At 50.1% G+C, this 13,356-nt stretch carries 10 protein-coding genes and 1 other annotated feature; of the genes, 3 read left to right on the top strand and 7 right to left on the bottom strand.

Annotated elements, in window-relative coordinates:
- Window positions 1–59: 59 nt before the first annotated feature.
- The 5 genes from NST99_RS13750 to NST99_RS13730 form a co-directional block, all read right to left on the bottom strand.
- Window positions 60–362, bottom strand: coding sequence for a YlaN family protein (locus tag NST99_RS13750; RefSeq protein WP_038590492.1), 303 nt, complete (start codon window positions 360–362; stop codon window positions 60–62).
- Between the two features lie 148 nt (window positions 363–510).
- A complete protein-coding gene (locus NST99_RS13745) occupies window positions 511–756 on the bottom strand; it encodes an HPr family phosphocarrier protein (protein WP_038590490.1) in 246 nt (81 codons plus the stop codon).
- A gap of 104 nt (window positions 757–860) precedes the next feature.
- On the bottom strand, window positions 861–1,976 hold the full coding sequence (locus tag NST99_RS13740) for an aminopeptidase (protein WP_038590487.1): 1,116 nt from the start codon (window positions 1,974–1,976) through the stop codon (window positions 861–863).
- 98 nt (window positions 1,977–2,074) lie between these two features.
- The gene (locus NST99_RS13735; RefSeq protein ID WP_341092412.1) at window positions 2,075–2,962 is read right to left on the bottom strand and encodes a hypothetical protein; all 888 of its coding nucleotides are present in this window, start codon (window positions 2,960–2,962) and stop codon (window positions 2,075–2,077) included.
- A 139-nt stretch (window positions 2,963–3,101) separates the two neighbouring features.
- The gene (locus tag NST99_RS13730) at window positions 3,102–5,114 is read right to left on the bottom strand and encodes a sensor domain-containing diguanylate cyclase (RefSeq protein ID WP_341092410.1); all 2,013 of its coding nucleotides are present in this window, start codon (window positions 5,112–5,114) and stop codon (window positions 3,102–3,104) included.
- A 391-nt stretch (window positions 5,115–5,505) separates the two neighbouring features.
- On the opposite strand from NST99_RS13730, the gene rpsD reads away from it, so the two are divergent.
- Both rpsD and NST99_RS13720 read left to right on the top strand, forming a co-directional pair.
- Complete coding sequence (gene rpsD / locus NST99_RS13725; protein WP_038590482.1) at window positions 5,506–6,105, top strand: 30S ribosomal protein S4; 600 nt, start codon at window positions 5,506–5,508, stop codon at window positions 6,103–6,105.
- Between the two features lie 170 nt (window positions 6,106–6,275).
- A complete protein-coding gene (locus NST99_RS13720; RefSeq protein WP_341092408.1) occupies window positions 6,276–6,809 on the top strand; it encodes a GNAT family N-acetyltransferase in 534 nt (177 codons plus the stop codon).
- 22 nt (window positions 6,810–6,831) lie between these two features.
- Here the strand turns inward: NST99_RS13720 and tyrS are convergent, their stop codons facing one another.
- The gene (tyrS, locus tag NST99_RS13715) at window positions 6,832–8,085 is read right to left on the bottom strand and encodes a tyrosine--tRNA ligase (protein ID WP_341092407.1); all 1,254 of its coding nucleotides are present in this window, start codon (window positions 8,083–8,085) and stop codon (window positions 6,832–6,834) included.
- Window positions 8,086–8,153: 68 nt separating this feature from the next.
- Window positions 8,154–8,409, bottom strand: a binding site (T-box leader).
- Window positions 8,410–8,546: 137 nt separating this feature from the next.
- On the opposite strand from tyrS, the gene NST99_RS13710 reads away from it, so the two are divergent.
- Window positions 8,547–11,456 (top strand): transglycosylase domain-containing protein, encoded by a 2,910-nt coding sequence (locus NST99_RS13710; RefSeq protein ID WP_341092406.1) that lies wholly within the window; start codon window positions 8,547–8,549, stop codon window positions 11,454–11,456.
- 102 nt (window positions 11,457–11,558) lie between these two features.
- Here NST99_RS13710 and acsA read toward each other — a convergent pair whose 3' ends face one another.
- A complete protein-coding gene (gene acsA / locus NST99_RS13705; RefSeq protein ID WP_341092404.1) occupies window positions 11,559–13,283 on the bottom strand; it encodes an acetate--CoA ligase in 1,725 nt (574 codons plus the stop codon).
- Window positions 13,284–13,356 lie beyond the last annotated feature (73 nt).

The following is a 13,356-nucleotide window of genomic DNA, read 5'->3' as shown; positions in this document are numbered from 1 at the left end:
CGCACATGAGCGGCCCGGCGGTCCTCATGTGCGTTTTTATAAATGGTTAGAGACTTGGCTTACAGCTCGCGCTCTTCCGCCTTCTTATTCAGAGCTTCGTACAACACGGCCAAATTGCGTTCCAGCTCGCTCAGCACAAGCTTGCCCGTTTGCTCAGGCACCAGTCCCGCTCTGACCGCAAAATCGACCTCTTTGGAGAAGCCGTACATCTGGGTATCCAGCACTTCCTCATAGAGAGGGCAGTAACGAGTCGCCAGATTCTCCATCTGCACTTCGATGAGCTTCTGAATTTTATCGGCATCTTCTTGTAGAAGAGTGATCGCTTTAAGATTAAGCTGTTCCTGCAAATCCGATGAAGTCATGCATTTTCCCCCCCATGTCCAAAAGTTACAGCTGCAAATGCTATTTAGTTTAATATTAGTCGAAATCCGAACCCAATACAAGAATTCAGTTTTTAATATATATAAAAACGCCCCACCGCAAGGGCAGGACGTCTTCGGAAATAGTAGATTACTCCGCAACAACTGTAAAATTCAAACCGTGTTTGGCAAAAACTTCACTCATTGCTTTTTTCGCTTCTTCGGCATCTGTGCCATGAACATGAAGCTCGTAGCTTTGGCTGGAGACCAGAGTAGTGAACAACCCAAGAATACTCTTAACATCAATATACTTGTTGTCCGCTTGAAGAACGATAGAAGAGTTGAACTGGCTTGCCGTTTGGGCAATATCCACGATTGCCGCATTGTTACTGGACATAGGAATCCCTCCGCAACTTGATTATGGAACAAAGTCTTTTCTAATCAATTCCATGATACATTGAATCCGCTTACTCGCGCAAGGTGTTTTCTTTTTATTACATCTTATTTCAGGTTTTCCGGGTTCAGACCTTGAAGTTCCGGAATAACGAAGATACCATCCTTGCGGATCAGCACATCATCAAAATAGATTTCTCCGCCGCCGTATTCCGGACGCTGAATCAGCACCAGATCCCAGTGAATGGACGAGCGGTTGCCATTATCAGTCACATCATAAGCCTGGCCCGGGGTGAAATGCAAGCTGCCGGCGATTTTTTCATCGAACAAAATGTCCTTCATCGGATGGAGAATGTAGGGGTTGAAGCCAATGGCAAATTCACCGATATGGCGTGCGCCGTCGTCGGAATCCAGAATTTCGTTCAAGCGAACCGTATCATTGCTGGACGCTTCGACAATTTTGCCGTTCTCGAATTTGAATTTTACATTTTCAAAAGTCACACCGTTATAAAGTGTCGCAGCGTTGTAGCTGATCGTGCCGTTGACGGAATCACGAACTGGAGCGCTGTAAACCTCGCCGTCGGGAATGTTTTTTTGGCCGGAGCATTTCTCTGCACCGATGCCCTTAATGGAGAACGTGAGCTCTGTTCCAGGTCCCGCGATACGCACCTTATCGGTTGCACGCATCAGCTCAGCAAGCGCATCCTGCGCTTTGTCCATTTTGGCATAATCCAGGTTGCACACCTCGAAGTAGAAGTCTTCAAATGCTTCCGTAGTCGTATTCGCCAGTTGGGCCATGCTCGCATTAGGATAGCGCAGAACTACCCATTTGGTGTGCTTCACGCGTTGTTCACTATGTACCGGGTGGGAATATAGGGAATTGTACAGCTTCATATTCTCTTCCGGCACATCAGCCAGATCATTGACATTCTCTCCTGCACGGATACCGATATAACAATCCATTTGCTTCATCCGGTTCAGATCAATCTCTGCCCAGGTCTGCAGACTCTCACGGGTAGCATATTGAAGCATGCTGCGCAGAACAGTCCGGTCCGTCAGCTGCACGAATGCGTTGCCACCGGCTTTGCCGACTTCCTCCACAACAGCTTTAATTAGATCTCTTTCGCTGCCGATCATTTCAACGAGCACGTTCTCGCCCGGCTGCACATTTACGGAATACCCTACAAGGTTTGCCGCAAGCTTTTGAATTCTTGGATCCTTCATTCTTCTCTCTTCCTTCCTCATCACTAAAAATAAGCATACTATTCTATTGTAGCACGCCCGCTTAAGAGCGCAAGATCTCATGGTCAGTCAGCTCTGCTTCACCGGTAACCATAAAAATCAACTTTGGTGATGTAGGTTTCTTCGGCGTCACTTCCTGCAGCAGATGGATAGTTTACCTTCCGGGTCCAGGTCAGCCGCTTGGGCAGATTGCGCTTCACATCCACCTTCAGATAATACACCGATGAAATTTCGGCTTGCTTGAGCCTCTGCCGCAGCTCCTCGTCCTTCTGCTCCCATAATGCCATCATTGCCTCATTGACCTGTTTGGGCTTGCCTGCGGCCTCCTGTGGCTTGCTGTCACCGGACGGACGGATCAGCAGCATCTCTCTCTCCAGTTCGGCAGACAGCTGTTTCCTTGCCTCTCCTGGTGTCAGCTCGATCCGAAGTTCTTTGGTCCCTCTGACGGCTCCTGCCCGCTTCGTTACCTTTTTCTCATTGCCCTCCAGTTCTTCCAGCTGAAGCAGCGGATTGAGCGCAGGAAGCGGATTACCGGCATTCGCTGCTGGAGTACCGGTCAGCATTGTCCATTCCCCATCCTTTTTCTCCAATTGCGTGTAGTATGCCTCGGGAGTTTGTCTCTGTTCAAGCTTTTTCAGACCAGCTTTAGCCGCTGACTTGGTCTTCCCATTCTCATCCGGCAGCAAAGTATACAGACTTACCTTGTTGTGATCTGCAACCTTTCCACCATAATAGAGCGCCGATTGCTCAACCGGCTTCCCTCCCAGCAGTAATGCAGCAGCACCTTCAAAGGATACTCCGTCCGTACCATCCATCCCGGCCAGAACGAGACTAAGCTCCTGGTCAGCAGGCTTATCCGAAATGGCACCACAGCCGCTGCATAGCAGGCAATATAAAGATAGAACTACAAGGATCGTCTCGCGCCGCCATAAAGGTAATTTCATCGTGTTCAAGCCTTTCCCGGTCAAATGTAGTTGCTCCTACAAATTCACCCGGAGGCGGAGCCGAGGCCAAATAGAAGTACCCGGGTGAACAATTAATAATAGGTTCCCCCTGCTGCCCGGGCTTATACTTTGATATATTTTTCAAAAAAAAGAATCCCCGCCGTCAGGCGAGAGGATTCTTTGCCGTATTATCCACTTTCTTGGTATCGATGACAACCTGATTGCGGCCGTTATTCTTCGCTTCGTAAAGTGCCATATCGGCCCTGTAGAACAGCGACTCCACACTCACCCGTTCATCTGTCCAACTCCATTCCGCGATGCCGCAGGATACAGTAACACGAGGCTCGGTCTCACCCATTACACGCTTGCGGATCCGTTCGGCTACATAAAAAGCCTGCTGCACCCCCAGCTGCGGCAAATAGACCGCCAGCTCCTCCCCGCCCCATCTGGCAGCGATATCGCCTTGGCGGATGGAGGACTTCACAATTTCGCTCACCTGCTTCAGAATTTTGTCCCCCTTCTGATGGCCATAGGTATCATTGACCGTCTTAAACTGATCAATATCAACGACAATCAAAGAGCCGCAGAAGTCCGACGTCTGCCTCTCCTTGATCTCCTCATCCAGGTAATGGCGGGCATAAAGACCGGTGAGACTGTCACGGTTGGCCAGGAACCGCACCTCAGCATGCAGCCGGGCGTTTCCTACAGCAAGCCCGATGTGGCCCGCCATCGCCTGCAGCAGCCTAAAGCTGTCATAGGAGAAGAAATACGGTTCCCGGTGGGCAAGCATAATTGCACCGCGTACTTCTCCGCCTACATTAAGGGGGGTGGCAATCAGCGACTGCGAGCAAGTTGCGTCCATGAGCTTCGAAGAGGGTCCCGGCGTATTTAAATAGTCCGACAAAATGATCGGCTCACCTGTAGTGTAGACATTGCCTCCCAGCCCCTGCCCTACTTCTATAAGTTCATTGCGCAGCGGAAGATGATTGCAGGCAATCGCCTCCAGCCCGCCTTTCTCTTCATTCATATGCAGAATGCAGCAATAATCGGCAGCAAACATCTCCAGCAGCTCTTCAAAGGCATACTGAAAAATATCACCGAGCCGCAGGCTTTGGTTCAAACGCTGTGTCATTTCATTGCTCATACGCAATTCACGAATAAGCTGGTTGGAGCGTTCATACAGCTTGGCATTCTCAAACGCTGTCCCGGCCGTATCGGCAACCATCGAGAGGAAACGCAGGTCAACCTCCGAAAAAACCGGTTTATCCATAATCATATGGAAGACACCGTACACGCCCTGCTTCCCTCCGAGCGGGAGGCCGACCTCCACATGCTGACTGTCCTCGCGCCCGGCATGCAGTGCTACCCGGCCGTCCTTGAAGGCACGCGCGCAGACATCATCACTATCCCAAAGCAGCGGAAGCGGCTTTACCTGCGGATGCGTGCTGCGGTGGTCCTGTGACATAAACAGCTCCAGTCTGGCACCCGGATACATCGCGGCAATACTCTCAATGACCTCGGTAAGTACGGCATCAACATCAATGTTGTCGTGCATCCGCTGGACAATCTGGAACAGGAGCGAACGGCGGATACTCTCCCGCTCGGCATGCTGGTACACTCCCGCTAGATCTGATACAAAAACATGCTCAAACCTGCGGTAAAAGCAGGTCTGGAAATGCATGGCCATTGCTTCAGCCGTATTCTTTCCACCCTGCTCATACTCCACGGCAGTCATGGAACAGGCAAGCAGAGCAAAGATTTCCCGTTGACCTCGGGTAAACACCGGCAAGGTCAAAAGGTACACAGCTTGTCCGTTCTTCTGCTCCGGGACGGCATTGGCCTCTCCGGAAAGCAGGCTTAGCCCTGCGGCTTCCGCCCATTGCGCATCCCAGCCCTCCTCCCGGATATTGCCGGCATCTGAGTCTAAAGGTTCAATCCATTTCCCTTCAGAATCCAGCAGACCCCAGTTCCATGATTCCGCGAAGGGAGGAACAGCCAGTCCACGCCAGTCCCCGAAGCTTTCCGCAATCAAATTGGCTGCATACGGGAAATCATAGGATACAATATCCGTTTCCCTGAGCCATGCGGCGGGATCTATCATATCTCCGCTTGATTGCATAGTGTCCTGCAACAGCATACGAGTGTCTTTGCGGCCGTATGCTTCCTGAACTGACATAAGCGGATCCCCTTTGCGTCTCATATTATTAATCTTCCGATAACATCTAATTAGCTATATTTTACTCTCTTTTTTCCTGTATTGCATTATATTTTCCTGATTTCAGGGATTTTTTTTAGGACCAAAGAACTAACGACAAAGATAGACAAAATCTCCTTAAAGATGCACTTGACTTTAACTGTTGTTTTCATATAATATTTATTGTTGAACAAGACTGTAAGAAGTCTTAATTGGGCGTAACGTTGTGTCACCCTCTACGCATTTCGTTACTGCCAGGGCAGCGGCTGAACTTCCCTGGCAGTGTGAAACCATTTGACGCTTTCACGGATACGGATTGCGGCGCAAATAGGCCCTACAATGAAATTTCAAATATAAAGGAGTCTACTATAACATGGCACGTTACACCGGACCTAAATTCAAACTCAGCCGCCGTCTGGGCATTTCCCTTAGCGGTACAGGCAAAGACCTGAAACGCCCTTTCCCACCAGGACAGCATGGCGCTAACCAACGCAGAAAAGTAAGTAACTACGGAATGCAGCTTTTGGAAAAACAAAAACTGCGCCACATGTACGGCTTGGGCGAAAAGCAGTTTAAAACTCTTTTCACTAAAGCACAAAAGATCCAAGGTATCGCGGGCGAAAACTTCATGTTCCTGCTCGAAAGCCGCCTGGACAACCTGGTTTACCGTCTTGGTTTCGCTAACTCCCGTGCAGGCGCACGTCAGTTGGTATCCCACGGACACGTAACTGTTAACGGCAAAAAAGTCGACATCGCTTCTTACCGTGTAAGCGTGGGCGACGTTATCGGCCTTCGCGAAAGAAGCCGCGCTATGACTTCTATCAAAGAAGCTTTGGAAAACCGCTCCCACCTTCCAGCTTACCTGGAATATGCTGACGGATCTTTCGAAGGTAAATACATCCGTTTGCCAGAACGCGCTGAGCTGTCCCAAGACATCGATGAGAAACAAATCGTCGAGTTCTACAACCGTTAAGATTTCGCGAACAGCGAATGCAAAGCAAAGCCTCCGGAGAATTCCGGAGGCTTTTTTGTATGCTTGTTCTTGTGCCAGGCGAGATAATTCTATTTAACAAGTCTTTTCCATTCCTTCTTAATTAGCTTCTGTGGTAAATTCAGGATAACTACTGAATCGGAGGAACCTGAATGCATCTAATAAAAGATAATTTAGTCATTCGTGAAGCAACTGCCGACGATGCGCAAACATTGTGCAACTGGTGGAACGATGGAATGATCATGGCCCATGCCGGATATCCGGAAGGTCTCGGTACTACAGTCCAAGAGACTCTGGATATGCTTCAGACCGCTAACGGCTGCAACCATCGCCTGATTCTGGAAATTGATGATGTGGCCATTGGGGAAATGAACTTCAGAATATTAGCCGGGCACTGTGCAGAGATTGGCATTAAAATCTGCAACTTCAATCACCATAATCAAGGATTCGGGAGTGCGTTTCTTACAATGCTTATCAGCTACCTGTTTAAGCAGATGAAGATTCAAAAAGTCATACTGGACACCAACCTTAAGAACTACAGGGCGCAGCATGTTTATGAGAAGCTCGGCTTTCGCAAAGTTGCGGTTCATCATGACTCCTGGAGAAATCAGTTCGGGGAACTGCAATCCTCAGTTGACTACGAGTTAACTAAAGAGAATTATGAAATGGAAGTTTCGGCAGATTAGACTGAATTATGCCAAATAACCACTAATATAGGGTTAATTTGGAAAATTTCCGCTTACCTACCTGGATAATGTCGCCCTCCTGAGGCTGGATTTCTCCGTTCGGATCCTCCTGCTTCACTCCGTTCAGCTTCACTGAGCCCTGCTGGATCGAACGTTTAGCTTCGCCATTGGAGCCTGCAAAACCAAGCAGCGTTAACAGCGTGACCAGCTTGATTGTGCCGCTCAACAGCTCTTTAGCCGGTATGCAGATTGTCTTAATATCCTCCGGGAGCGCACGCTGCTGGAATACCGTAATGAAGTGCTGCTGCGCGGCCTCCGCGGCTGCTGTTCCATGGTACATTCGTACTAATGTATATGAAAGACGCATTTTGACATCCCGCGGATGGGCCGTCCCGTCGGCCAGACCCGCTTTCAAGGCAGCGAACTCCTGATTGCTGATATCTGTAGCCATTTCGTAGTATTTCAGCATCATCTCGTCCGGCACGGACATCGCCTTGCCATAGATTTCATTAGCCTCTTCATCAATGCCGATGTAATTCCCCAGACTCTTGCTCATCTTCTGCACACCGTCGATTCCTTCCAGCAGCGGCATCAGTATAACAGCTTGCGGTTCCAGGCTATATTCCTTCTGCAGTGTACGGCCCATCAGCACATTGAACTTCTGGTCCGTGCCTCCAATCTCTACGTCCGTCTTAAGAGCAACGGAATCCATCCCTTGCATCAGCGGGTAGAAAAATTCATGAATGCTGATGGCCTGTCCGCCCTGGAAGCGTTTGGAAAAATCGTCGCGTTCCATCATCCGGGCTACGGTTACTTTTGCCGCCAGTTTTACAACATCTGAGAAGGACATCGGGCTGAGCCATTCCGAGTTGCAGAAGATCTTTGTTTTCTCCGGATCAAGAATCTTGTAAATCTGCTTCTTGTAGGTCTCTGCATTACGCTGCACATCTTCTTCGCTAAGCTGCCTCCGCGTCTCGGATTTGCCCGTAGGATCACCGATACGTCCGGTAAAATCTCCGATAACCAGCTGCACCTGATGCCCTAGCTCCTGGAACTGGCGCAGCTTATGAATCACAATGGTGTGTCCCACGTGAATATCCGGCGCCGACGGATCAAGACCCAGTTTGATCTTTAGCGGAATACCCGCAGCGACGGATTTGATCACTTTTCGCTTCATTTCTTCCTCCGGCACTATTTCCACGGCACCGCGCGTGATCACTTCCATCTGACGCTCAACTTCCTGCTGTTGGTTGATTGAAAGCTCTTCCCATGTCATTCCCTTATTCCTCCCAGTTTTTCAGCACTAATCATTCCAATGAACGCAAAAAGAGCCTCTCATTCATCCCAAGGGACGAGTAAGAGGCTCGCGGTACCACCCTAATTAAAGATTTGCCGTGCCGGAGCACAAGCATTCTCTTTCACTTCATTGCCATAACGGGCTTGCACCCGGTCCAGGACTACTGAAAAAGCGAAATGCGCTTGTAGTTCCTCCGGACAGCTCCAGACTGTAATTCAAAGGGGCCTGCTGCCGGTTCGCACCACCCACCGGCTCTCTGAAACACATGGCTTTCCTTCTACTGATGTCTTTCTACGCTTTTCGAATATCCAATTGAGTAAACTTATACCATAGGACCTTTTAAAAAGTCAACACCTCATGAATTCGACTTTCAGGCAGAAGCGCATTCAAATACGCCAAATTGTGCTATAATAGTTCCGTTAAAAGGAGGATTATCGTCGATGGTTGAGGAGAACAAAAAGAAGACCGTAAAACAGCATCCACCCCGAAGATCCTGGCTCCGCAGGTTTGGTTCAGTCGTTAAGTGGATGTTTATACTCGGCATACTCGGCATTCTGTTTGCTGGTGGTGCCTTGGCAGGCTACATAACTTCCATTGTGAAAGATGATCCTGTGCGCACCGAGGAATTGATTCAACAGCAAGTCAGCTTGAACGCCGTGACCGGGTTTGCCTATTTCCGGGATGGGCAACCGATCGGTCAGCTTCGAACCGAAGAAGACCGCAGGCTAATTGAATTCAACGATATTCCACAGCTTGTGATTGATGCAGTCCTCGCTATAGAGGACAATAACTTCTATGACCATAAAGGAGTGGATTTCAGCAGTACCCTTCGTGCCGTCAAGCAGAAGCTGCTCAATGAATCGGTCCAGACCGGGGGCAGTACGCTTACCCAGCAGCTCGCAAGACGTGTATTTCTGAATCTGGACCGTACGGAAGACCGCAAAGTGAAGGAAATCCTGCTCTCCCTGCGGCTTGAACGTTTTTTATCCAAACAGGAAATTATTACGGCATATCTTAATAAGGTTCCCTTTGGGAACGGCTCCAACGGTTATAATGTGTTCGGTATCAAAGCCGCATCAAAGGGAATCTTCGGCGTGGAGGACCTGGAGAAGCTGAATGTTGCGCAAGCTGCCTATTTGGCCGGTCTGCCCCAGCTTCCTTCCAAGTATTCCGCGTTTAACGGAGTGGGTGAATTTAACGAGACGGCGTTTAACAGAGCCATAGATCGCCAACAGCTCGTACTGCGGCGGATGCTGGAAGAGAATAAAATCACTTCCTCCCAGTATGATGAAGCGCGCCTCTTTGACATCAAAGGCTCTCTGGCACCGCATTCTAAGAAGGCCTATGCTACATTTCCTTACTTGATGCTGGAAACCGAACGCAAGGCGGCAGAGATCCTACTGTCGATCAACGAAGACAAGAAAGAAGCGAAAGATACCACGAGTCCGGCAGAAGACACAGTGCTTCTGGAGGAAGCCCGTCAGAAGCTAATGACCGGCGGATACCGTGTATACACTACGATTGACAAAAAAGTATACAGCGCTATGCACAGCGTCTCCGAGAACAGTGATAATTTCACAAAAGACAGCAAGGCCAGAGGCAAGGAACAGACAGCCGGGATGATGATTGAGAACAAGACCGGAGCCATCCTGGGGATGATCGAAGGCCGGGACTTCAACATTGAACAGATGAACTATGCTACGCAGATGGTCCGTCAGCCCGGCTCGACCATGAAGCCGATTGCTGCTTATCTGCCTGCACTTGATGCGGGTCTGATCCAGCCTGCCGGCATACTCGACGATGCTCCAATCATACTGAAGGATGGCTCCAAGGGATTCCACATCCCGAAGAATGCCAATAACCGTTATCAGGGTCTGGTTACCGCCCGCTATGCACTTAACAAGTCTTTGAACATTCCTGCGCTCAAGCTGTTTAATGAGAAGGTTGGCATCAAAGACTCCTGGGCCTTTTCCAAGAAGCTGGGGATTACAACCATCCAGGATGAAGACTACAGTGCAAAAACCGGTGTAATCGGCGGTCTGCGTTATGGTGTATCCGTCGAGGAACTGACCAATGCCTACTCCTCCATCGCGAACAATGGCGCTTTTACCGATGCCTACATGATCGAGAAGATCGTCGATTCGGAAGGGAAAGTCGTTTACCAGCATAAGGTCAATCCGGAGCAGGTCTACTCCAAACAGACGGCATACCTCATGACGGATATGCTGCGCACAGTCATTACCAACGGAACTGCCAGCACTGTCAGAAAGAATTATAAACACTTCAAGGACGTGCCGATTGTCGGAAAAACGGGTTCTACCCAGAATTACGGCGATGTTTGGTTTATGGGCTATTCACCTGATGTCACTCTCGGAATGTGGGTTGGCTATAAGGAGCAGATCAATACGCTCCAGGGAGATGCCCAGAAACGGCAGGCCCAGACGTTATGGACCAAGGTCATGAATGCTGTTATTAACAAGCGGCCTGAGCTGTTCGTAACGAAAGAGTTCAGTAAGCCTGACGGCATCGTCAAAAAGACGGTTTCGGCATATAGCGGCAAGCTGCCTACCTCTTTAACCGACAGATTTACTACAGACATATTCAATGCCAAGTATGTTCCGACGGAAAGTGATGACGGAATATCCAAAGCCAAATACATCACATACAAAGGCGTGAATTATATCCCGCTGGAAGGAACCCCTGAGGATTTCCTGAAGGAGAAGATCGTGGTGAAACGCGAGAAGCCGATTCAGGATCTGGTCAAGGAGCTGCTCGCTGCTTTCCCTGCAATGAAAGAGCACAAGGATTTGTCATATTATATGCCGGCTGATGCCAAAACCGATTTCCCGACCGAGGTTGATCCGCGTGTCGACGACGGTACGGCTCCTGCTGCTCCAGGCGAAGTAAGTGTGTCCTACAACAGCGGCAAAGCTGTAATCAGCTTTACGCCTAGCAGCTCATCAGACGTTGTAGGCTACCGGCTGTACCGTTCCATGAAAGGAGGCCCATTCAAGAAACAGCTTGTACTGTCAGCCGGTGAAGGCAACTCTTTCTCATCGGGCACACCTTCCAGTGTGAATGCCACCTTCTACGTGGCCGCCGTTGATGTAGCCGATCATGAGTCAGCTTCCGGCAGTGTAGCCGGAGGGGCTACCCCGACTCCCGAAGCGACACCTACTCCGACAGAACTGCCGGGGACAGAACCAACACCGGAAGGGGAGACTATACCGGGTGCCACCGAAGATCCCGGTATGATCATCGTTCCGCCAGTGAACGGAACGGAGACACCTCTTGACAGCGGAAGTGGAAGTAACGCTGCCGGAGGAAATGCTACCGGCAACGGTCAATAAACGCTTTAGCGGATTGCCTGAGGCAATCCATACAGAACAGCAAAAACACCGTTTCCGCGGATTCGCGGGAAACGGTGTTTTTTGTTATGCTGCCGGCATGGCTTAGTCCTCAATGGTCGACAAATCCCCTTCAGGCAGATGCAGCTCCCAGGCTTTCAGCACCCGGCGCATAATTTTGCCGGAGCGTGTCTTGGGCAGCTTATCTTTGAATTCGATCTCCCGGGGTGCTGCATGAGCGGATAAACCGGCTTTGACAAAAGCGGCGATCTCTTCCTTAAGCTCCGTGGTCGGGTAATAACCTTCCCGCAAGGAAATAAACGCCTTGATGATCTCTCCCCGCAGCACATCAGGTTTGCCGATGACCCCAGCCTCGGCTACCGCCGGATGCTCTACCAGCTTGCTTTCCACCTCAAATGGACCAATCCGTTCACCAGAGGAATTGATTACATCATCTATCCGGCCCTGGAACCAAAAATAACCATCCTCATCCATATAGGCTGAGTCACCCGAGATATACCATCCCGGAATCCGGAAATACTCGTCGTATTTGGCCTTATTGTTCCAAATGGCACCCATCATGGACGGCCAGGGTGTTCGTATCGCAAGATTGCCCATAGAATACGGCGGCAGCACATTGCCCCGGTCATCCAATATCGCTGCTTCAATGCCCGGCAGCGGACGTCCCATGGAACCCGGCTTAATATCCATCCTCGGGTAATTGCAGATTAACTGCGCGCCTGTCTCTGTCATCCACCACGTATCATGAATGCGCTGATGATAGAATTTGTCACCCCAGCGGACAACTTCCGGATTTAACGGTTCCCCTACGGATAGCACATGGCGCAGGCTGCTTAGGTTGATGCCCTCCAGGCTAGCCTCCCCTGCTCCCATCAGCATGCGGAAAGCGGTAGGTGCACTGTACCATACAGTAACTGCGAACCGCTCAATCGTCTTGTACCAGTCCTGCGGGCTGAAACGCCCGCCCCGCACCACATTGGTTACTCCGTTCAGCCAAGGGGCAAAGATGCCATAAGAAGTACCGGTGACCCAGCCTGGATCGGCCGTACACCAATAGACATCATCAGGCTGCAGGTCCAGTACAATTTTGCCGCTATAATAGTGTTGGATCATTGCTCTTTGTACATGATAGACACCTTTGGGTTTACCTGTGGAACCCGAGGTGTAATGCATAATCAGCCCGTCATCCAAACTGAGCCACTCGGGCTCAAGTTCAGCTGAAGCTGCCACCATCTCTTGTTCAAAGCCCAATAGCCCCTGCTCCACATCGGTTGCACCGCCAACAACAATAATATGGCGCAGTTCCGGCAGCTCACTCTGCTTCACCCGGTGCAGCAGCTCCGGTGTAGTCACCAGTGCCACTGCGCCGCTGTCCTCAAGCCGGTCCTTAACCGCCGTTTCCATAAATGCCTCGAATAGCGGACCAGCCACTGCTCCGATCTTAAGAATACCCAGCAGACTGAAATACAGCTCCGGCTTCCGCGGCATAAAAATAAAGACGCGGTCTCCTTTACCAATGCCGTGCTTGCGCAGAACGTTGCCGAACCGGTTGGAGCGTTCCTGCAAATCGGAAAAGGTATATCTTTCCTCTCTCGAAGAATCGCTGTAAAGTAAGGCGGTTGACGCCCCACGGCCTTCCTGCACATGACGGTCCACGGCTTCATGGGCCATGTTTACCTTACCGGTACTATACCAGGAGAAGTCCTTCTCTACATCCTCCCACCGGAATTCGCTGACTGCCTGGGAATAATCCGCCATATTTGCGTTTTGCACGCGGCCCGGCAAAATTTCGCTGTGGACTTGCCCCATTACTATTGCCTCCCTTACTAGTTTGATTTAAGCTTTAAGGGCGAGATTCATTTCCATGAAAATCCTGTCAATG

This window comes from Paenibacillus sp. FSL L8-0470 (assembly GCF_038008625.1).
Classification (GTDB): Bacteria; Bacillota; Bacilli; order Paenibacillales; family Paenibacillaceae; genus Paenibacillus_AQ.
This window is presented reverse-complemented; position numbering and strand designations above follow the sequence as displayed.